Below are 20,800 nucleotides of genomic sequence, written 5' to 3' on the forward strand. Positions count from 1 at the left end.
GCGCTCAAGAAAGGCCTGGCTTACCAAGCGCTCCGGAGCAACATACAGTAAATCAAGTTCATTATTATGTAATTGCGCCAGTACTTGCCTTGCCTCCTCGCTGCTTAATGACGAGTTATAATAAGCGGCACGAATTCCCTGTAATTTTAGAGCTGCAACCTGATCCTCCATAAGAGCAATGAGAGGAGAGACTACGATCCCAACTCCTGCGCGTACTAAAGCAGGAACCTGATAGCAGAGCGATTTTCCACCACCGGTTGGCATAAGTACAAGTAAATCATGACCAGCAATTAGTTCATTGATAATTTCTTCTTGAGGATGGCGAAAAGCGTCAAAACCAAAATAGTTTTTTAAGACATGAGTAGCCTTTGCTTGCTTAGTACTAAAATTTGTGGTGGTCTCCATGTGATTTTTTCTTGTTTTTTATTTCACGGACGCCAAAAATTGGCAATAATAACATCTTTATCTGATCTTCATAAAGATTGTTTGATCTTTGAATTGAATTGACGTTTAACTAAGGATGGGCTATGGATTTTAAATTCAGTGAAGAGCATCTGGCTTTTCGTGATATGGCTGCAGAATTTGCGCGTAACAAATTAGCGCCCAATGCGGCGAATTGGGATGAACATAGTTTTTTCCAGTTGAAATCTTGCGAGAAGCGGCAAGCCTCGGTATGGCTGGCATTGTCTCTGCTGAAGATATTGGGGGCTCTAATCTCAAACGGCTAGATGCTGCTCTTATTTTTGAGCAACTAGCCACAGGGTGTATTACTACCAGCGCTTATCTTTCTATCCATAATATGGTGACTTCCTTGGTTGATCGTTATGCCGATGAGCATTTACGTAATATTTGGGGGCCCCGTCTAACTTCCATGGCAGCTTTAGCAAGTTATTGTTTGACTGAACCTGAGGCTGGTTCCGATGCTGCTTCATTAAAAAGTACGTGCAGTCATAGATGGCGATCATTATGTTTTGAATGGAGCAAAAGCTTTTATCTCCGGAGGCAGTGTCAGCGATGTCTATCTATGTATGGTTAGGACAGGTGATGAATCGCATCATGGGATCTCTTGTTTATTGATTGAAAAAGATACACCTGGCTTGAGCTTTGGTAAATTGGAAAGAAAAATGGGGTGGTGCAGTCAACCTACCTGCATGGTGTATTTTGAGGATTGTCGTGTCCCTGTGACGAATCGTGTCGGTGCTGAGGGAATAGGATTTAAAATTGCGTTATCTGCATTGAATGGAGGCAGGGTTAATATTGCTTCCTGTTCTTTAGGGGGAGCAATTGCCTGTTTGCGTTTAACTCAAAGCTACTTATATGAGCGTAAGCAATTTGGTAAATCGTTGAATCAGATGCAAGCGTTGCGTTTTTATTTTGCTGATATGATAACGGATTTTGAGGCTGCTCGTTTAATGGTGTATCGTGCTGCTGATGCTTTGGATAAAGAAGATCAACACGCCCCTATGTATTGTGCAATGGCTAAGCGATTGGCTACCGATGTTGCTTTTCGTATCAGTGATAAAGCAATGCAGCTGCATGGCGGTTATGGGTATTTACACGATTATCAGATTGAACGTATTTTCCGTGACCTCAGAGTGCATCAAATCCTCGAGGGGACTAATGAAATTATGCGCGAAATTATTGCTAAAGCGAGCTTGGATGAAGAGTATTTTATTGATTAACAGGAGTTTTTAAATGAATTTAATTGCCCAAGAATTAGATAGCAACGGTATCTTAACCCTGACTTTAAATCGTCCAGAAAAACTGAATGCTCTGAGCAACGAGGTTTTGCATGCTCTGGCAGAAATTTTCACCTCGGCAAAAGAAAACAACAAAGTCAAAGCATTACTTTTAACCGGTGCTGGTAAAGCGTTTTGCGCTGGTGCTGATATCTCCCGTCTGGCAGAATGCAATGCACAGAGCGGTTATCAATTTGCCTGTGACGGACAAAATGTCTTTAGGCAATTAGAAACGTTGGGAAAACCTTCTTTGGCTGCAATCAATGGTTTTGCATTTGGAGGCGGTTGTGAATTGGCAATCGCAGCTACGATGCGAGTTGCAGCAACGACAGCACAATTCGGTCAGCCGGAAGTAAAACTAGGAGTTATTCCAGGGTATGGCGGAACACAACGTCTGGCAAGGTTGATAGGTAAAGGACGTGCGATAGACCTGTGTTTAACGGGCCGTTTTATCAATGCAGAAACAGCACTCAATTGGGGATTGGTCAGTGAGGTCTTTGCACCTGACATTTTGTTAGAGGAAAGCAAACGAATTCTAAATGGAATTTTAGCAATGGCTCCGTTAGCTATCGCCAGTGTCATGGAGGTGATTGATCATGGTTATGATTTGTCTTTGACTGATGCACTGCATTTAGAAGCAGTTCATTTTGCCAAGGTTTGTGCCAGCGAAGATAAACAAGAAGGTGTTGCTGCCTTTCTGGCAAAACGACAGGCAAAATTCAAAGGAGTCTAGTATGACAGCGGATATTGCTTTTGCTCGTGAGCGGCATATTGGTTTAGTGACTTTAAATCGTCCTAAAGCTTTAAACGCCTTGACTCTTGAAATGATTAAAGCCTTACAGCAGCAGCTACAATTATGGCAGCACGATGATGATATTCATGCAGTGATTGTTCAGGCTGAAGGCGAAAAAGCCTTTTGTGCTGGAGGTGATGTACGTTGGCTTTATGATGCAGGACTTAACAAAGATCCTGAGCAAATGCAGTTTTTTGGTATGAATATCGTTTAAATCACTATATTCACCACTATAGTAAACCCTATATTTCCTTGATGAATGGAATCACTATGGGAGGAGGGGTTGGCATTTCTTTGCACGGCTCCTACCCAATTGCCAGTGAACGATTTGTTTTTGCTATGCCTGAGACCGGCATAGGTTTTTTCCTGATATTGCGGCCAGTTATTTACTAGCTCGTTGTCCAGGCAATTTTGGTGTTTATCTGGGTTTAACAGGCGATCGTTTAAATGCGCAAGAGGCACTTGCCTTGGGTTTAGTGAAGCAAGTGATTGTTTCAGATAAATTGCAAGATGTTCTGGTAAGTCTTATTGCAGCTGATTTATCACACAATGCACCTCAAGCAGTTGCTAATTGTCTACAGCAATTTGCTATGCCTGCTGAGCCAGCGGTGCTTGAGAAGAAGCAAGCTATTATTGATCAGTGTTTCGCACAAGACAGTGTAGAAAAAATCTTTGCATCATTGCAGCTAAGTGGCGATGACTGGGCTCTTCAGATTTTAGATCATTTACAACAAAAAGCACCTTTAAGTCTCAAGGTGACTCTGGCACAAATTCACAAGGCAAAAAAATTGTCGATGGCTGAATGCATTAAGATGGACTATTGCCTGGTTGGCCAATTTATGCGTGATCCGGATTTTTATGAAGGAGTAAGGGCTTTATTGGTCGATAAGGATAAAGCACCGCGCTGGCAGCCCGAAAGTTTGGCTTTGGTTAGTGCAGGTAGAGTTAACGATTACTTTGTTTGCAAAGGGGACGCACTTTCGTTAATCAATGAATAACTAGTCAGGATACGTTCTGGATTCCGCGCATAAAGTGCGGAATCCAGGAGAATGACTTACCGTGCTTTATGCACGGTGCACGGTATCTCCACGCTATTTAAACTCCTCTCTCCTGCGTTGACAAGAAGGTATTATGCCTTTTTATAATAAATCACTTTGTTTCTACCTTGTTTTTTTGCCTGGTAGAGAGCCCGATCAGCGATTTCAATCAATTCGCTTTGAGTATCGGCATGCTCAGGCATCATGGCAATGCCAAAAGACGCTGTGATTTTTTCTAGTAATTTCCCCTGAAAGGAAATTTCTAATTTACTAATATCCTGACGAAGCTGATCGATTCGCTCATAAACTTCTTCGGCACTGTGAACTTCGACTAACAAGAGTAAGATTTCTTCGCCACCATAGCGGCAAACAATATCTGTTTCTCTAATATTGCGTGCTAATAGATTAGCTACTTCTATCAAGACAATATCACCTGCTTCATGCCCATAACTGTCATTGATCTTTTTAAAGTGATCAAGATCCATGATGACGGACGCTAATTTGCTACTTTGCCGTTTTGCACGTTGTAATTCTCTGCCAAAAAACTCTTCCAGGTAGGAGCGATTATATAAATTGGTGAGTGGATCTCTAATCGAGCGCATTTTTATACTGGCATGCAATTTAATATTTGAGAGGGATAGTGCTATCGATTCGGCAATACTAATAATTAATTGTTCATGGCTCTCCACGAGTTGCCGAAACTCTTTTTCACTAAGCTGCTGGCTATTGATAAATTCCAGATATAGTAGGCCTATGTTTTCATTTTGTGCTTGAAGAGGTATACAGACGTAGCAGGGCGTGGGTTTGACTGTTTTCACATGCTGACATGGAATACTTTGATCAGAATTATAGTAATGATAAATTTGCCCACGCCTGATAGCCCAGCATTGCTCGGTACCAATTATTTTTTCTTCTACGGCAGGTTTTCCCCAACCTGTTACGCAATCCATATAATTTTTAGAGGGATGAGCTAGATATAAACTACCTGTAGTGGTGGGTAGGATCTTTTGTCCATAAATTGCGATAGGTTCCAGGGTTTCCTCAACGCTTAAGCACATTTGCAAAGTACTGCTTAGTTGATTTAGCAAATAAATAGCATGGTTTCGTTGCCGGGTTTCTTCAATGTTTTTGGTTAGTTGCTCATTTGCCACTGCCATCTCTTTTTCTATTTTAAACGTTTTGTCACATTTCTTGCAATTTGTGAGGCACCAATGAGTATGTTGTCTGCGTTATGAATAGGGCTATAAGTAATTTCATAGCTATTGCGTCTCAGTTTTGAATCACCTAATTCTTCAATAATGGTAAATTCTTTATCGTTGAGAGCTTCTTCCCATAGACTAACCTGATTAGTTTGCTCACTAGGCAGGTGTTGTAAAAGATCCTTTAAATTGTCACCCAGGGAAATCGATTTACCAAAAAGTTGTAGAAAATCTTTGGCGTAGGAAGGATTAAACGCGATCAAATTATAATTTTTATCAATTGCGGCGATAGAATCATTTGTTCCACTAATGATACTGTTTAGCTGATCTTCCGCTTGCTTTCTTTTTTGGCTAAGTCCAGTGACGCGTGAAAATTGTATATTAAATATTGCAAGGAACAAAAAAACAGGACAAAACTAATTGTATTGGTCAGTTTGATGTACCTAAGGGCTATATCACTGGTTCTTTGTAGGGAATTGTCTCTTGTTTTTAATAAGGATTTTTCTGTATTAATCATATTAGTAATGATAGTTTGAAGTTGACCCCTAGGATTCGCTTTACTCTTGATTAAGAGGTCCTCAGCCTCTTCCTCCCCTTTTTCTGGTAAATCTCGATAACTGAACTACTGAAATTGATGCGTCTTTTTAATAGCGAGTTTAAATGGTTTAGACGCTCGATTTGCTGTGGATTATCTTTAGTGAGCATTTCAAGATTTTTTGCTTTTGTTAAAGCCGCTGCACTGGCTTTGTTAAATTCTTGCACAGACTTAAGATCGCCTGTAAGTACGTAGCCTCTCGTATGTACGTTGATTTCCAGGATATTACCCCATAAATCATTAATAGCGTTGATTAACTCTTGTGTATGTAATACCCATTGATTGGCATTAAGCATGCGTTGAATCTGTAAATAAGACGAAACATTAACGCCTATTTGCAAGAAAAATAGAATGAATAAAAAAGATTTAATAAAACCCTTTGATTAAAATTTTTCATAGCATTTAGAATCGTTTATTCTAAATACAGTTTAGACTGTTTGAGGGTAACCCACCAATAACGAATGAAAAGGTTAGAACCCCTCAAATATAAAGGCTTTTTTTACTTAGATGGATTTAAATTTTCTTAATCAGATAACAACCGATGGCGTTATTGGCATGTCCTGGACGTTCGTATTCAACCACAAAGCCCAGTGTTTGATACCAGGTATAAACCGGCCAATCTTTAAGAGTAAACACGGTAACTGCTTTACATCCTTTGTTTTTAGCCCATTCTTCGGCTTTGGTAACCAAGGCTTTACCATAGCCCTGATTACGGTACCGCTCATCTACCCATAGACCGCCAATTTCCGCGGGGCCAAAATTATCGAAGCCAGAAATAGCAGCTATAATTTTGTTATCGTTATCATAGGCTGCAAAAAATACCCGCCTGTGCTCGCCATACCTTGTTGAGCAGCGTAATGGTTGATCCCATGGTAAATAGCTCCATGATCTTCTTCACTGGGATTCTCAATAAACACAATCGATTCGATAGACATTTTTATGCTCTTAAAATTCTAACTTGGATTATTTTCATTTCGCTTTTAAGCTTCTTGAAAGAGTCGAGATAAACTAAACTAAGATAAATCTTTATAGCTACTATAAAAGCGAAGGTTGAGATGATGCCTCAAGAACCGATCAAACACAAAATTGTTATTGTAGGTGGTGGTGCGGGAGGACTGGAGTTAGCGACTCGGCTTGGTAAAAATTTGGGTAAAAAGCATAAAGCGGATATTACTCTTGTTGATGAAACATCAACTCATGTATGGAAACCATTACTGCACGAAGTGGCCGCAGGTTCTCTCGACTCTAATATTGATCAAATTAATTACTATGCACATGCATCTAACCATTACTATCATTTTCAGCCAGGAAAAATGATAGATTTGGATAGAGAAAATAAAGCGATCATGATTGCCCCTTTACTCGATGAGCATGATAAAGAGATTATTCCAGCAAGAAAACTGCATTATGATTCACTCATTTTTGCTGTAGGGAGCCGCTCTAATAATTTTGGTATACCTGGAGTGAGTGAATTTTGCTTAACGATCGATGATCTTGAGCAGGCAAATATGTTTCAAAAAAATATCTCAATAAAATTTTATCGATGAATTATTTTCCCAATTCGCCACCAAAACCTCTTAATATTGTCATTGTGGGGGCAGGTGCTACAGGCGTGGAGCTTGCAGCAGAATTACATCACTCTCTCGCACAAGTTCAAGCATATGAACTGGATAACTCAGCGATAAAACTGGCTCAAATTACACTGATTGAATCCTCCAATCGTATCCTGTCAGGACTTCCAGAAGGAGTTACTGATTCTGTTAGTAAGAAGATGCAATCGATCGGAATAAAAGTGTATATCAATACGAAAGTGATTCAGGTACAAGCTAATGGCCTTCAAACCGAAAATAGTCAATTTATCCCGGCTGATCTCTGCGTCTGGGCAGCGGGTATAAAAGCGCCCAATTTTTAGATAAAATAGCTGGTTTGGAAACGGATTCTATTAATCGCCTCATAGTTAAACCAACACTGCAAACTACGTTGGATGCGACTATTTTGCTATAGGTGATTGTGCACATTTAGTTGATCCTAATACTGGTTTTCCGATGCCTGCAAGAGCGCAAACGGCTCATCAGCAAGCCAGTTTTTTGTCAGATAGATTCAATGCTGAATTTTCTGGCCATAAACCAAAGAAAGAATTTCAATATCGAGATCGAGGTTCTATTGTTGCTCTCGCTTGTTACGGTGCTTATGGGCATTTAACCAGTTTTGCCAAATTCCAACATTTTATTAGTGGAAAGGTTGCTCTTTACACTTATCGAAGTTTGTATTTTTATCATTTAGCCACTTTATATGGTTTTTGGCCTGCATTATGGTTGAAACACGCCCGTAAGCAATTATTAAAGGTAAGACCACGACTAAAATTACATTTTAGTAAATATTAATTCGTAACAAACAAGCGAATATTCTGTAATTGAATGCGGTAAAATTGTCTGTTTTAGTTATTTCACTTAGAATGCGCACATCGAATGCGTAGCAGGTTTTCTTTATGTCTGATTTTTACCAGGATTTTACCAAAAGGCGGACTTTCGCCATTATTTCTCACCCGGATGCCGGTAAAACAACCGTTACGGAAAAATTGTTGTTGTTCGGAGGTGCAATTCAGTTGGCTGGAACTGTAAAAGGACGCAAAGCCGATAGACACGCGACTTCTGACTGGATGGAGATGGAAAAAGAACGAGGTATTTCCATTACCACATCAGTCATGCAGTTTGTACACAACCAGCATGTGATGAATTTGCTGGATACACCAGGCCACGAAGACTTTTCCGAAGATACCTACCGTACATTGACTGCGGTTGACTCAGCACTGATGGTTATTGACGTGGCGAAAGGGGTAGAAGAGAGAACAGTTAAATTAATGGAAGTTTGCCGTTTGCGTGATACTCCCATTATGACCTTTATCAATAAGTTGGACCGTGAAGGACGAGAGCCAATCAGTTTGCTTGATGAAGTAGAAACCGTTTTGGGTATTCAATGTGCTCCTGTAACTTGGCCGGTGGGAATGGGTAAGCGTTTTAAGGGTATCTACCATCTTTATCAGGATACCATTTATCTTTATGAGCCAGGTAAAAATACGCAAAAGCAAGATGCCATGCAGATTAAAGGTTTAGATAACCCGCAGCTCGATCAACTCTTGGGGCAAACGGCACAAGAATTGCGGGATGAAATTGAATTGGTCAAAGGGGCTTCTCACGAATTTAATCTGGCTGATTATTTAGCCGGAAAAATGACACCAGTCTATTTTGGTTCAGCGATTAATAATTTTGGTATTAAAGAATTGTTGGATGATTTTGCCAAATATGCCCCGGGTCCTATGCCGCGTCAGACAGTTGAGCGGGTGGTTGAGCCTCAAGAAGAACCTTTCACAGGCTTTGTATTTAAAATTCAGGCTAATATGGATCCTAAACACCGTGACCGCATTGCCTTTTTACGTATTTGCTCTGGAACCTTTAAAAAGGGAATGAAGTTAAGCCACTTACGCATCGGTAAAGAGGTGCAAATTGCTAATGCATTGACCTTTATGGCTGGTGACCGTAGTCATGCAGAATTGGCGATGGCAGGTGATATTATCGGTTTGCACAACCATGGAACGATTCGTATTGGCGACACCTTCAGTCAAGGCGAAATGTTGAAATTTACAGGTATTCCTAATTTTGCCCCTGAATTATTCCGCTTGGTACGCCTTAAAGATCCTTTAAAAAGTAAGGCTTTGCTTAAAGGTTTGATTGAATTGTCGGAAGAGGGGGCAACTCAGATATTTCGCCCGTTAAACTCCAATCAATTAATTTTGGGTGCTGTAGGGGTTCTCCAATTCGATGTGGTAGCGCATCGTTTAAAGCATGAATATAAAGTGGATTGTGTTTATGAGGCGGTGAATGTGAGCTGTGCTCGCTGGGTTTACAGCGACGATGACAAAGCGATGGCTGAGTTTCGCGCGAAGGCTCATGATTACCTGGCACTGGATGGCAGCGATTCGCTGATGTATTTGGCGCCTACCAAAGTTAATCTGACGATGGCGCAAGAACGCTATCCGAAAATTCATTTTTCGGCAACGCGTGAACATTAATTGATCATATGATAATCTAGCGCGGTAATTTGGAACTTTTATTAACGGAATATGAATTTTACGTGCCTTCCTTAATAATCCCTTAAGGTTGCGCAACTAGTATTAGCAGCATTGCTGTAGACATTTTCAGGTGTAAACATGGCTAAGATTAAATTTAGAGAAACTCCCTTTATCAGAAGTATCTTAGGACTTTATGATCATGAGCGTGCCATGGTTAGCATGAGTTCAAGCATCATGATCAATGATGCTCCTCAAGGATGGCTTTATACCTTTGGAATAACGAATAAAGAGTGCTTTATTGATGGCTTGGATCATCCTAAAGCGGGCGGCCTTTCTGATGTTTACCGACGTATTTCAGAGAGCGGTCCTGAAAAAGCAGTTAAAAGAAACTGTGAGTTCTTTAATTTTGTTTACAATACTTGCTACCAATACATCACTGATAATCAAACACGTTATTTTGGTCGTGCTGATTTGACAGACATTTCTCATGGCAAAGTCTTTGCCATGATATTGATTGCCCATCTTTGCCAAAAGGCAATGACTCTTCCTGAGGAAGAGCAGAATAAATATCGCCTAAGAATTTATAATTTCGCTGCTGAGTTAATGAAAAATGGTGAAATACAGAAGACCTCAAGTGTAGATGGCGAGACGCTTAGTTGTATTACTGCTCTTGATAACATTTGTATCGCTCATCAGAAGCAGCCTGCGCAAGAAGAAGATGCCATTGAAAAGCTGTTTTTAGAAGTCGGAAAGACAATTGGCACTATGGAGGCGATACTACTTCGAGTGGATCAATATACGTTACCTCTGGTTACAGGACAGGAAGGAATTACTGCCGATCAACTACGTAGTTACTATGATAGAGTAGACGATATAACTCTCACCCTTAAGCAAAAAAACGTTTTAGAGAATCCTCTAGTTATGGAGTTGTATCGTAAGCCCTATGACAAATATAGAGAAGAGGGTGGTTATGAAGAGCTCTATCACGGATTGACTTATGATTTAAGTGCTGCGGAAGATAATTCCTTTTTATTAAAGCACTTTGATGAAGGTCAGAAGGAAAATTTTGTTCGTTTGCTGCAATTACGCGATCGATTACAGGTTTTGAAGTCTGAGTTAGATAAGCTTTTCAAATTTACAAAAACCAATCAAATCACTTACTTAAATGATTTTCTTTACCTCGTTGATCCTTATCTGAAAGAGATGCACCGTGTTAGAGGGGAGTTGCAAGCTTGTGCAGAACGTTTTGATTCTGATTGCAGCAAGGTTTATCGCGCTCGCCAAGAAGACAAAAGTTGGTTTCAAGAGGTCAGAAGGCAATGGGAAAAAATCTATTATAACAAAGATTTTCTTGATGGATTAAGACATGGCATTGTCGCATTAGCTCATAATATTGCCTCTACCTTCGCAAGGATTCCTTTCGATCGTTTTAATGCTTTGGAAGAGCGAAGTATTGAAGCTGAAGAAGTTGTTACTCGTGGCGAGGCTTTATTTGGTGCTGATTTTAGTCAGGCAAAAAGTCACTTTCAGAAAGCAATTACTAGAGCACAACAATCTGAATTGAATAGACAGGCTGAGCTAATTTTAATTAAGCAGTGCGATATTTCTGAGGAATATGAGCATCTGCTAAAAAAGCAGAAGCGTCTTCTGATCCGAATAAAAGCGGATTAATCGCATTACTTAGACGCCGTAAACAAATTATCGACGACATGATCGAGACAATGGTGCGGCAAGCCCACGATGTAGAAGAAAGTGGGATTGTTGACGAAGATGATTTTGTAGTCATTGAGCAAAGTGCAGTTACTCTTGGTATGATGGAAATTGAGCATCAGTCAGGGGGATTTTTCCAACTGATTCGCAATTATTTAGCGTCGCCATCTACCGCTGCTTTTGAGCAATTACAGGAAGAGCTTGAAGAGACCAAATCTCAATTGGCAGAAGCACAAGAAACTGTTGAAGCAAGAGACAAAGAAATTATAGACCTGAAAAACAATGTAGACGAGCGTAATGAAAAAATTTCTGCACTTACACAGCGTTTTCAGGTTGTGAAGGGAGTAACGTCTGCTTTGGTGGGTTTAAAAAGCCCAGAGTTAGTAGATACATTACTAACTGAGGATGTAATGAAAGTAGGTGGCCTTGCTCTTCCAAAGGTTAAAAACTACACAATGTGCTGGTCAATTTTTCGAACATTATCAAGCAAGGATTGAATTACGAAAAAGCCTATGCTGATAATGCGGGTCGATACGAAGCTACCCGATTTTTTCTCATAATGAGAACGGCAAAAAGCATGCGAAGTTAGTCATGACAGACTGGCAGGCTCATTTAATAGCGATGCTAAAGCACCATGTAGAGCAGGCTCTAATAGCCAACAAAAGATTGATGAGGCTTTCATTACAGATTTATGTACTAGACTTTCGCAGGCTATCGGATCGTCAATTGATCACTTAGTAGTTGACGACAAGTACAGTAGTTACAAACAGCATTCTTACCGTAATTATTTATGTCATTTCCATCAACAAATAGTTGATTCTCATCATTCGAAGATCGATTTGGCTCAAGAGCCCGCTGCGATTTTAAGTGTGGAGCAGGTGGAAGAGGTTGTTGATGCAGCTTTTGATGAAAAAGGTTTGCGTGATTTCAGTAAGAGTATCTACCCTGAGCAAGAGTCAACATCCAGGTTCGGTATATTCTAAGATCGTATTTAATAAAAAGGGGAGTATCAAACTCCCCTTTTTTATGGTTTAAAGTTTAGGTAGAACAATGTGCTTTGACCAGGTATGAACCTTGGTTAACTAGTTTTACTTTCGCGCCAGAGTCGGCACTAATAGTTATCTTTTCCCCATGATGAATAACCATGGACTCTTTGGCTCCTTTTTCTAAAAGTTTACCATTTATTTTTGCTTTTTATTAATCATTTCTGCATACAGCTCAGTGTGAGGGCCCTCAATGTGGGTCGTGCAAATAGCTGTAATTGTCCAAAACCAAGAGTTTGCGAAGATTACGGGTTCATTGGGAGCTAATTGATATTCAATACTGACACCAGGTGAAGTAGTAAAAGTAGTGTTTACTGCTAGGGTTTTTGCGCTAAATAGTGCACCGGCACATAGTAAACTACAACCGATTTTTCGCAGCATAAAAATTGTCTCCTAAATGACACACAAAAATACCATAACGTGATTTCATAGGCATGGCAATTTAACGCCACATCTATAAACGCTTATATCAAGAGTCGCAGAGGTATACAACTATTGAAATAAGTGATCGAATAAAAGTTTCACAGGATTGATAATTGGCAGTCTGTCTTAAGACTGCCTCTTGGGTTAAATTTCAGCCAAGGCTTTGGCAATTGACTCTGTCATGGTCTTTGCATCTCCAAAGAGCATGTAAGTGTTGTCGCGGAAAAATAAATCATTTTCCACACCGGCGTAGCCGGGTGAAAGACTGCGTTTTACAAATAAAACAGTTTGAGCTTGTTCAACCTCCAGTACGGGCATTCCGTAAATAGGTGAGTTAGGATCAGTCTTGGCGGCAGGATTGGTGATGTCGTTAGCACCGATAACAAAGGCTACATCACAGGTAGCAAAATCACGATTAATTTCACTTTGCTCAAAGACTCTATCGTAAGGGATATTGGCTTCTGCCAAGAGCACATTCATATGCCCGGGCATACGGCCAGCAACAGGATGAATAGCAAAGCGAACTCGAATTGAGTGCGCTTCAAGTGCACTGACCAGCTCTTTTACGGCATGCTGAGCATGGGCAACCGCCATGCCATAGCCAGGCACGATAATCACATCTTTGGCATTGCTTAGCAAAAAGGCTGCATCCTCGCCATTCGCTTGTCTAACTTGCTGTGATTCATGGCGGGCTGAGCTACTACTGACGGCTCCAGCATTTTTTAAACCACCAAAAATGACGTTAATAATTGAGCGGTTCATGCCTACACACATGATATAACTCAAAATTGCCCCGCTTGCACCTACTAAAGCACCCGTGATGACCAATAGATGGTTGCTCAGCGTAAAACCGATACCGGCTGCTGCCCATCCAGAATAGGAGTTCAGCATGGAAATAACAACTGGCATATCAGCACCACCAATAGGGATGATTAACAAAAAGCCAATCAAGAAAGACAGGAGTGCAAGTAAACAAAAGTATGGAAGGGTTGAGCGACAATAAAAAGGTAAACAAGCCAAGGATGGCCAAGCCAATGAGGATATTAAGCGCTTTTTGCCCTGGAAAGCGAACCGGTTGCCCTGACATCCAGCCTTGCAGTTTCAAAAATGCGATAATCGAACCAGAAAAGGTGATAGCGCCGATAATTAAGCCGAGGCTCATTTCTACCAGACTCGCTGTTTCGATATTTCCTGGTGTACCTATATTAAAGGAATGAGGCGATAAAAAGGCGCAGAATGCTACAAGAACAGCAGCCAAACCGACTAAAGAGTGGAAGCCAGCTACTAATTGAGGGATCGCGGTCATATGGATTTTAAGTGCAATGAAAGTACCGATCACACCACCAGCCAGAATTAGTACGATAAGTAACCAATGATGATTCATAGAAGGCATCATCAGAGTAGCAATAATGGCAAGAACCATTCCAAAAATTCCCAGCAGGTTCCCTCGCCTTGCGGAAGACGGGCTTGCCAAGCCTTTAAGAGCTAAAATAAAGCATACTGCTGCAATCAGATAAAAAAAGGAAACAATGAAGTCATATTATCATCCTAATAAGGCATTATTTTTTTGAGCTTTTATACATCAGCAACATGCGTTGAGTAACCACAAAACCCCCGAAGATATTGATGGCAGTGATAAAAATTCCAATACCACCAAGCCAGGTAATCGTGCCTGTTAATTTGCTGCCCGCAGCAATTAAAGCACCGAGAATAATGATGCTGGAGATTGCATTGGTCACAGACATCAAGGGTGTATGCAGGGCAGGAGTTACTTTCCACACCACGTAGTAGCCTACAAAACAAGCTAGAATAAAAATAGTCAAGATAGCGATATAGGGATTACTGAGTGTATTAATACCAGTCATGTTAGTACTCCTTAACCGTGTGGAAGGGGAGGTAGTTACCCTCATGGCAGAGCAGCGCTTGTTTAATGATTTCATCTTCTCTGTTAAAAGTGAGTTCAGGTGGTGTAGATGACAGCAAAAGGCGAATCAAATTAACCAGGTTAGTCGCATATAACTCGCTGGCTGTTGCCGGGACAAGACCGGCTACGTTGCTGTAACCAATCAAAGTAACTTCACCGTGCTTCGTGATTTTGTCACGTTTGCTCAGTTCGCAATTACCGCCGCGAGCTGTTGCCAGATCAACAATAACTGAACCGGGTTTCATTTCTTCTACCGTTTTTTTAGTGAGCAAAATAGGCGCTTTCCGGCCGGGAATTAACGCTGTAGAAACGACGATATCGGATTGCTTGGCGTATTGATCAATAAGTTCAGCTTGTTGGCGTTTGTAGTCTTCACTGGTTTCTCCAGCATAGCCGCCACTGGTCTCGCTGTCTTCTTCACTCACTTCAATGAATTCAGCGCCTAAACTTTCTACTTGTTCTTTGGCTGCTCGACGAACATCAAAGGCATAAACGACAGCACCCAAACGTTTGGCGGTCGCGATGGCTTGCAAGCCTGCAACCCCTGCACCCAGGATCAGGATTTTGGCTGGATGAATCATTCCCGCTGCGGTCATCATCATGGGGATGGCGCGATTAAAATGGTTGACTCCTTCAAGTACTGCACGATAACCGGCTAAATTGGCCTGGGAAGATAAACTATCCATACTTTGTGCACGACTGATACGTGGAATGAGGTTCATTGAAAAAGCACTTACTTTTTCTTGGCAACACCAGGTCAATAACTTGCCTTCTTGTTCATTATCAAGAGGACCAATCAGTAAAGATGCAGCGGGTAAGCCTTGCAAATCGTTAGGGGAAGGTTCACTGACACAGACAAGGATTTTAGTTTTTTCAAGAGCACTTTTCTATCAGCGACAATGGTAGCGCCTGCTTCTTTGTAGTCAACATCACTAAAGCCTGAAGCCTTACCCGCATCCGCTTCACAAGAGACCTCAAGACCAAGTTTCAAATAGTGTTTTACTGCATTAGGTGTAATTGCTACCCGCGTATCATGTTTACTTTCATTTAAAGCTGCGATAATCATCAAAACATCCCTTTCGCCTTGGATGGGATCTATCCTATTGGAATCTGTTTGATATTGCTAGCATTTCAATTGCTGTTCGTGTGGAATTTCCTAATCGCTACCTGCCTCTGCGTTTACCAGAAAAGTTTCTGCATTACATAATACCGATACAGGTGACCATTATTGCGAATTAGTTTTATTTGCTCTAAAGTAGTGATCATTGGAGCAAGCCAATCGATGTAATATGGAAATTCTCGCCTTTTTTGCCGGGATAGCTTTTGCTTATTCAAAATCTATCTATCCTTTGTCATTAATTTTTGCTGCCTTATTTTTAAGAGCACATTGGTCGCTTATCATTTGGTTTTTAGCGGCTATTCTTTGGGTTTTTTCATCAACTCTGGATTGCTGATCGAGGAATGCCTGAACAGTTAATTATTGCCAAGGCAGTACTGGAGGGCAGAGTAATCACTATTCCTGCCACTAGTCCAGGTAAAACACAATTTCAATTTGCTGCGACCAGTTTGGATAATAAGCCTGTGCAAGTTACTCTCTTGTTATCCTGCTACCAACATTGTCCTATTTTTAAACTTGGACAAATTTGGCAATTACAGGCCAAACTGAGGAAACCAGCCAATTTAGGGAATCCTGGCAGCTTTGATTATGTCCATTCGCTTAATGCACGCCATATTAGCTGGACAGGGTACATCAAACTTAAACCATTGCAGCCTAAGCTTCTGGAACAAGGAACTAATCAAGAACCTTTACTTCATTTACGTAATCGTTTAGCGGATTCCATGACGCAGCTCATGCCTAAAGATCATGCGTTGGGTATTTTACAAGCATTAACGTTGGGAATAACGTTTAATATTGATAAACAACAATGGGATTTATTTCGCCGTACCGGAACGACGCATTTAATGGTTATCTCTGGTTCTCACATTGGTTTGGTAGCCGGTCTAGCTTATTGGTTGATAAAATGGTTGTGGTTGCGCTGCAGTCGCCTTTGTCTTTATTGGCCAGCAATTCAGGTGGCTTCTGTTGTTGCTTTTTTATGGCGCTTGCTTACGCTTTGTTGGCAGGTTTTGCCGCACCAGCACAGCGCGCGTTAGTTGCCTGTTTTTTCTTTTTTACGTAATTTCTTAAGTCAGCGTTTTACCGTCTGGCAAACTTGGCGTTATGCCTTATTTGCTGTTTTGCTCTTTGACCCTCATGCTGTCTTAATGCCCGGTTTCTATTTGTCATTTATCGCTGTGGCAATCTTAATTTTAGTTAGTCAGCGTTTGCCTTTTAAGGGAGTCAAACAAGTTTTGTGCTTACAATTAGCCTGTTTATTAGGCTTGATGCCACTAACTTTATATTGGTTTTCCTATGGCGCAGTGAATGGAGTAGCAGCCAATTTATTAGCCATTCCTTGGGTAGGTTTTGTCATTGTGCCACTGGCTTTAATAACGATGCTGATTACACAATGGCTCGCTTTACCCGTCCTGGTTATTCCAGTTCATTGGGCAATAGAGTGGTTGCTTTATTATTTGCGATGGATTGATTCTTTTGCTTGGCTCAATCTGGATTTTTCTTTTACACAATTGCTTTCGCCTTTGGCATTGATGGCAGCAATGATCTTGCTGCTGTTGTTACCCATTAAAGCCATTTTTCCCGCGGCACTTGTCTTGGGACTTGCCGGTCTTTTTCCAGCTTATCCACGTGTGAAGGAGGGCGATGCGCGGGTTGACGTCTTAGATGTAGGTCAAGGTTTGGCTGTTGTAGTGAATACCGCCAGGCATACCCTTATTTATGATACGGGTGTAAAATTTTACAAAGGGGGAGATATGGGAAAGCTGGCTATTATTCCCTATCTTAACACCTTGGGAGTCACCAAACTTGATAAGGTCATTATTAGTCACCCTGATTTGGATCATCGCGGTGGTCTGCTCTCCTTGCAAGCGAATTACTCAATCGGAGAACTATTAGTCGATAAAGTCTCTTTCTATAGACAGGGTACTACTTGCCAGCATTATCCAGCCTGGCAATGGGATGGTGTTTCTTTTCGTTTTTCACGGTTGCCAAGGTTTTTAAGGGAAAAATAATACATCTTGCGTTCTTCAAATAGGAAATGAGAGTGGAAAGATTTTGTTGGCTGGAGACATTGAAAAAGCAGGGGAAGATAACCTGCTCAATACTTATGGTGAACAATTACGCTCAACTGTTTTAGTTGTGCCACATCATGGTAGTAAAACCTCCTCATCGGCTGCTTTTATTAAACAGGTGGCGCCGCAATATGCAGTCATATCAGCTGGTTTTGACAATCGCTATCATTTTCCTCATCAGCAAACGATTAATACTTTGCAGAAAAATAAGGTGAAAATTTACAATACTGCGGAGTGTGGTATGGTAACGATCAAGTTGTATCAAGATAATAGTAGTGCTAGTTTGTCTTGTTATAAGGGATGCCAAAATCAGTAACGACACTCTGTATTTATCCAATACTTGTTGACAATAAATATACATAATATAGCATCCTCCTAACTAATTTTATTCTTGGATTTTTGCTCATGGTGCGTATAACTATTTTTATTTTGCATTTTTCTACGCTTGTAGTTAATGCGGGTACCGCCTGTAAATTCCATGAATGTGTGGCCGTCGTTGATGCGGGAAGTACCGGTTCACGCTTACATATTTATGCCTATGATGTTGATCAAACGAATTCCCCTATTAATATCAGGGAATTATGGTCAAAAAAATTAAGCCCGGTATTGCCACCATCGAGGCGAACAAGGAAACGATGGATGCTTATCTCACCACCTTGTTTAGTGGTGCTCCGGAAGAGAATTTAGAAGTCTATTTTTATGCTACAGCTGGTATGCGTCTACTACCACAACCTAAACAGCATCAATTGTATGTCTTGTTGAAGCAATGGTTTAGTACACACCATGATGAGTGGCAACTACGTAACTCCAGAACCATTACCGGCAGTGAAGAAGGTCTTTTTGGTTGGTTGGCAGTGAACTATCAGCTTGGCGTGCTTAGCAATGCAGCTAAGGAAAAAGCAGTTGGTGTGATGGATATGGGTGGTGCTTCCGTGCAAATTATTTTCCCGGTGAAAACTGCGGAAGGATTGAGCAAAAAGGATGTTCGTGAATTTAACCTTTATGGTCGCCATTTGATTTTATTTGTCCACAGCTTTTTAGGTTTGGGTCAAACAGAAGTAGCTCATCAATATCTCGATACGGCCTCTTGTTTTGCTGAGGATTATGAGTTACCCAAAGGTGTACCTGCAGAAGGTGATGCCTATTCCTGTAAAGAAGCAGTGTCTCCTTTAATCATCGGTGTGCATCATGTTAACAGTATTGTACAACCCACTATGCAGGCTAATCCGGTAGATCAGTGGTTTGTACTTGGTGGCACGGCAGAGCTTGCACAAAGCAAACCATTTAATTTTAGAAGACAGCAATTCACTAACCAATCGTTATTGAGTCAAGCTGATGCACAGGTCTGTCACCAACGCTGGGGGAGTTTAAGCAACCTATACCCAGGCAATGATTTTCTCTATGGTTATTGTTTATTCCCTGCTTACTACTATGCTTTGATGGTAGATGGTTACGGCCTCCATCCACAAGAACCAGTCAATTATCTGGCAGTTAATCAGAGCGGTGACTGGACGTTGGGTGTGATTTTACACGAGCATAGTACTTAAGTGACAAAATGGTTACCTTCTATTAGGTAGACAAGAGGGGGGGCGTAGCAAGGTTCCCTGACCAATTTTCACTGACTAGTGTGACTAGCTTAGGTTATGTAACTTGCTACAGGAATTTCCTTTTTTCCTCAGTGCATAAGAGCCGGAGCGCTGGACGCCAACAAATCCGTATTTTTATATCAAAACTTTCGGGAGTTACTTAGTAATTCCTCGAGATGGAGTTGTTTCTCAACAGCGCCATCTGCATATGGCTTAAAAAGCATCAGGGAGTTGCCTTGTTTACAGTTATATAATCCTAATGCTAAATAACCAACTCCTAGTGTCATTACAGCAACGCCGAGGTTAAGAAAAATGGTTTTCCAATTCCAATAGTTGTCTAAGGTGGTTTTGGCTTTTGTGGCGGCACTACCACAACTCTTTTGAAAATCAAGATAGGATTGTTCTAATTCTTTTCTGGAGCCAATGTATGGCATCCTCAGCTTAGCTTCCTTAAATTTGTCATAAGCTTGAGTTAATTCAAAATGTAAGGTCTTTGCTACTGAAGCTGCTGCTGTGTCGCCTGCTACTTTTAGTGCCTCTGTTTGGGTTTTAATATGATCTAATGATTGACGAAACAAATCCTCTGCACTTGGTTGTGGAATTTTTACGCATGGATGCTCTTTTTCATAGTCAGATAATAAAGACCTTTTTTCATAGTCATAAATTAACTGGTAATCCACAAATAATTGAAGCAGCTGCATAATTTTGTCTTTATCGATTACTTGAGGGAACGATAGTATTTGAGTATAAACCGCTACAATTTCATTCTCGTCGCCCTCGTCATCTTCGTTGTCAATGACAGTTTTTTCCTGAATTAATTGATAGTTAATCGTCGTGTTTTTGTCGGTAGCTGCAATCTTTTGAACAACAGTGAGTAATTCTGATGTATGGTAATAGTCAGTGGCAATTATCTCAGGGATTTCATCGTCGTCTACATGTCGGATAGAAAATGCTTGTTTACCAGTTGGTTGTGGAGAAAGAGTTATCTTATCCTTTTCAAGAGTAATGAATACTTTTTGGCATTGTAATTTGATAGGATTTGACATTTTGTATACTCCAATTTGCCTTTTATTAAGACAGAGACTTCGATGTCATGAGTGTGAATCCTAAACTTCTCTTTGTGATTTGATTTTAAACAAACAGACTCTGTAATTTACAGAGAATTATTTTCTGACCGAGATTCCTTTGTGGAATTGGCATGTAACTGATAGGCAAAACAGATTTTTTATAGGAGCAAACTACTGGAGAAATAAGGTGTACCTTGTGAGGCTAGTAATTATCTTGCCTCTCCAACTTTAGCAAGTATATACTTGCGCGTGATTGCCGTTGTAGCTCAGTCGGTAGAGCACTTGATTCGTAATCAATAGGTCCGCGGTTCGATTCCGCGCAACGGCATTGTAAAATCAATAAGTTACTTAAATTCATCGTTATAGTCGTCTTTTTGTGTCGCAGCTGTGTCGCAGGTTAAATGTCATGGGTCTTTCCCATTTGCC

At 40.8% G+C, this 20,800-nt stretch carries 20 protein-coding genes, 1 tRNA gene and 5 pseudogenes; 15 read left to right on the forward strand and 11 right to left on the reverse strand.

Annotated elements, in window-relative coordinates; all coding sequences use genetic code 11:
• Positions 1-405: DEAD/DEAH box helicase (locus BN58_RS23615; RefSeq protein ID WP_040916350.1), on the reverse strand; the 405-nt coding region annotated here is incomplete at its 3' end.
• Positions 406-527: 122 nt separating this feature from the next.
• On the opposite strand from BN58_RS23615, the pseudogene BN58_RS36940 reads away from it, so the two are divergent.
• The 3 genes and pseudogenes from BN58_RS36940 to BN58_RS23625 all read left to right on the forward strand — a co-directional run bounded on the left by BN58_RS36940 (position 528) and on the right by BN58_RS23625 (position 3,530).
• Positions 528-1,682 (forward strand): annotated as a pseudogene (locus BN58_RS36940) (acyl-CoA dehydrogenase family protein).
• Between the two features lie 13 nt (positions 1,683-1,695).
• The gene (locus BN58_RS08935; protein WP_019216524.1) at positions 1,696-2,472 is read left to right on the forward strand and encodes an enoyl-CoA hydratase/isomerase family protein; all 777 of its coding nucleotides are present in this window, start codon (positions 1,696-1,698) and stop codon (positions 2,470-2,472) included.
• 1 nt (position 2,473) lies between these two features.
• Positions 2,474-3,530, forward strand: a pseudogene (locus BN58_RS23625) (enoyl-CoA hydratase/isomerase family protein).
• 131 nt (positions 3,531-3,661) lie between these two features.
• Here BN58_RS23625 and BN58_RS23630 read toward each other — a convergent pair.
• The 5 genes from BN58_RS23630 to BN58_RS30745 all read right to left on the reverse strand — a co-directional run bounded on the left by BN58_RS23630 (position 3,662) and on the right by BN58_RS30745 (position 6,298).
• On the reverse strand, positions 3,662-4,726 hold the full coding sequence (locus BN58_RS23630) for a sensor domain-containing diguanylate cyclase (RefSeq protein ID WP_019216526.1): 1,065 nt from the start codon (positions 4,724-4,726) through the stop codon (positions 3,662-3,664).
• A gap of 8 nt (positions 4,727-4,734) precedes the next feature.
• Positions 4,735-5,169: a PAS domain-containing protein gene (locus BN58_RS28325; protein ID WP_019216527.1), complete on the reverse strand. Its 435-nt coding sequence runs from the start codon at positions 5,167-5,169 to the stop codon at positions 4,735-4,737.
• A gap of 166 nt (positions 5,170-5,335) precedes the next feature.
• Positions 5,336-5,704, reverse strand: coding sequence for a CHASE3 domain-containing protein (locus BN58_RS08955; RefSeq protein WP_156812442.1), 369 nt, complete (start codon positions 5,702-5,704; stop codon positions 5,336-5,338).
• A 172-nt stretch (positions 5,705-5,876) separates the two neighbouring features.
• On the reverse strand, positions 5,877-6,152 hold the full coding sequence (locus tag BN58_RS29765; RefSeq protein ID WP_083852155.1) for a GNAT family N-acetyltransferase: 276 nt from the start codon (positions 6,150-6,152) through the stop codon (positions 5,877-5,879).
• Positions 6,146-6,298: a hypothetical protein gene (locus tag BN58_RS30745; RefSeq protein ID WP_019216530.1), complete on the reverse strand. Its 153-nt coding sequence runs from the start codon at positions 6,296-6,298 to the stop codon at positions 6,146-6,148. The genes BN58_RS29765 and BN58_RS30745 overlap by 7 nt, the downstream gene beginning before the upstream one ends.
• Positions 6,299-6,418: 120 nt before the next feature.
• On the opposite strand from BN58_RS30745, the gene BN58_RS35960 reads away from it, so the two are divergent.
• The 7 genes from BN58_RS35960 (at position 6,419) to BN58_RS30750 (ending at position 12,125) form a co-directional block, all read left to right on the forward strand.
• Positions 6,419-6,910 (forward strand): FAD-dependent oxidoreductase, encoded by a 492-nt coding sequence (locus tag BN58_RS35960; protein WP_269570226.1) that lies wholly within the window; start codon positions 6,419-6,421, stop codon positions 6,908-6,910.
• On the forward strand, positions 6,907-7,275 hold the full coding sequence (locus BN58_RS35965; RefSeq protein ID WP_019216532.1) for an FAD-dependent oxidoreductase: 369 nt from the start codon (positions 6,907-6,909) through the stop codon (positions 7,273-7,275). The genes BN58_RS35960 and BN58_RS35965 overlap by 4 nt, the downstream gene beginning before the upstream one ends.
• A 133-nt stretch (positions 7,276-7,408) precedes the next feature.
• Positions 7,409-7,747 (forward strand): NAD(P)/FAD-dependent oxidoreductase, encoded by a 339-nt coding sequence (locus BN58_RS33565; RefSeq protein WP_019216533.1) that lies wholly within the window; start codon positions 7,409-7,411, stop codon positions 7,745-7,747.
• Between the two features lie 104 nt (positions 7,748-7,851).
• Positions 7,852-9,432 carry a peptide chain release factor 3 gene (locus tag BN58_RS08975; RefSeq protein ID WP_019216534.1) on the forward strand — a complete coding sequence of 527 codons (1,581 nt, stop codon included), beginning with the start codon at positions 7,852-7,854 and terminating at the stop codon, positions 9,430-9,432.
• A gap of 138 nt (positions 9,433-9,570) precedes the next feature.
• A complete protein-coding gene (locus BN58_RS08980; RefSeq protein WP_019216535.1) occupies positions 9,571-11,103 on the forward strand; it encodes a hypothetical protein in 1,533 nt (510 codons plus the stop codon).
• Positions 11,104-11,141: 38 nt separating this feature from the next.
• Complete coding sequence (locus tag BN58_RS08985) at positions 11,142-11,639, forward strand: Acyl-CoA dehydrogenase C-terminal domain-containing protein (protein ID WP_156812443.1); 498 nt, start codon at positions 11,142-11,144, stop codon at positions 11,637-11,639.
• Between the two features lie 342 nt (positions 11,640-11,981).
• Positions 11,982-12,125, forward strand: a complete 144-nt coding sequence (locus BN58_RS30750) for a hypothetical protein (protein ID WP_019216537.1) — start codon at positions 11,982-11,984, stop codon at positions 12,123-12,125.
• Between the two features lie 198 nt (positions 12,126-12,323).
• Here BN58_RS30750 and BN58_RS33570 read toward each other — a convergent pair whose 3' ends face one another.
• From BN58_RS33570 to BN58_RS23650, 4 genes and pseudogenes are all read right to left on the reverse strand, one after another.
• Positions 12,324-12,566 carry a hypothetical protein gene (locus BN58_RS33570; protein WP_019216538.1) on the reverse strand — a complete coding sequence of 81 codons (243 nt, stop codon included), beginning with the start codon at positions 12,564-12,566 and terminating at the stop codon, positions 12,324-12,326.
• A gap of 186 nt (positions 12,567-12,752) precedes the next feature.
• Positions 12,753-14,139 (reverse strand): annotated as a pseudogene (locus BN58_RS36945) (NAD(P)(+) transhydrogenase (Re/Si-specific) subunit beta).
• 28 nt (positions 14,140-14,167) lie between these two features.
• On the reverse strand, positions 14,168-14,473 hold the full coding sequence (locus tag BN58_RS09005; RefSeq protein ID WP_019216539.1) for a proton-translocating transhydrogenase family protein: 306 nt from the start codon (positions 14,471-14,473) through the stop codon (positions 14,168-14,170).
• Position 14,474: 1 nt separating this feature from the next.
• A pseudogene (locus BN58_RS23650) lies at positions 14,475-15,598 on the reverse strand (Re/Si-specific NAD(P)(+) transhydrogenase subunit alpha).
• A gap of 368 nt (positions 15,599-15,966) precedes the next feature.
• Between BN58_RS23650 and BN58_RS38230 the strand changes: the two are divergent.
• The 4 genes and pseudogenes from BN58_RS38230 to BN58_RS23660 form a co-directional block, all read left to right on the forward strand.
• Positions 15,967-17,199 (forward strand): annotated as a pseudogene (locus BN58_RS38230) (ComEC/Rec2 family competence protein); the annotation flags it as partial.
• A complete protein-coding gene (locus BN58_RS38235; RefSeq protein ID WP_332247946.1) occupies positions 17,191-17,661 on the forward strand; it encodes an MBL fold metallo-hydrolase in 471 nt (156 codons plus the stop codon). The pseudogene BN58_RS38230 and the gene BN58_RS38235, both read left to right, overlap by 9 nt.
• A gap of 43 nt (positions 17,662-17,704) precedes the next feature.
• Complete coding sequence (locus BN58_RS28345; protein WP_051131878.1) at positions 17,705-18,037, forward strand: ComEC/Rec2 family competence protein; 333 nt, start codon at positions 17,705-17,707, stop codon at positions 18,035-18,037.
• Positions 18,038-18,302: 265 nt separating this feature from the next.
• Positions 18,303-19,268 carry a hypothetical protein gene (locus tag BN58_RS23660; RefSeq protein ID WP_019216541.1) on the forward strand — a complete coding sequence of 322 codons (966 nt, stop codon included), beginning with the start codon at positions 18,303-18,305 and terminating at the stop codon, positions 19,266-19,268.
• Between the two features lie 179 nt (positions 19,269-19,447).
• On the opposite strand, the gene BN58_RS09025 is transcribed toward BN58_RS23660, so the two are convergent.
• The gene (locus tag BN58_RS09025) at positions 19,448-20,353 is read right to left on the reverse strand and encodes a hypothetical protein (RefSeq protein ID WP_019216542.1); all 906 of its coding nucleotides are present in this window, start codon (positions 20,351-20,353) and stop codon (positions 19,448-19,450) included.
• Positions 20,354-20,629: 276 nt separating this feature from the next.
• On the opposite strand from BN58_RS09025, the gene BN58_RS09030 reads away from it, so the two are divergent.
• A tRNA-Thr gene (locus BN58_RS09030) sits at positions 20,630-20,702 on the forward strand.
• Positions 20,703-20,800: the final 98 nt, after the last annotated feature.

It is taken from the genome of Legionella tunisiensis, from assembly GCF_000308315.1.
GTDB classification, from domain to species: domain Bacteria; phylum Pseudomonadota; class Gammaproteobacteria; order Legionellales; family Legionellaceae; genus Tatlockia; species Tatlockia tunisiensis.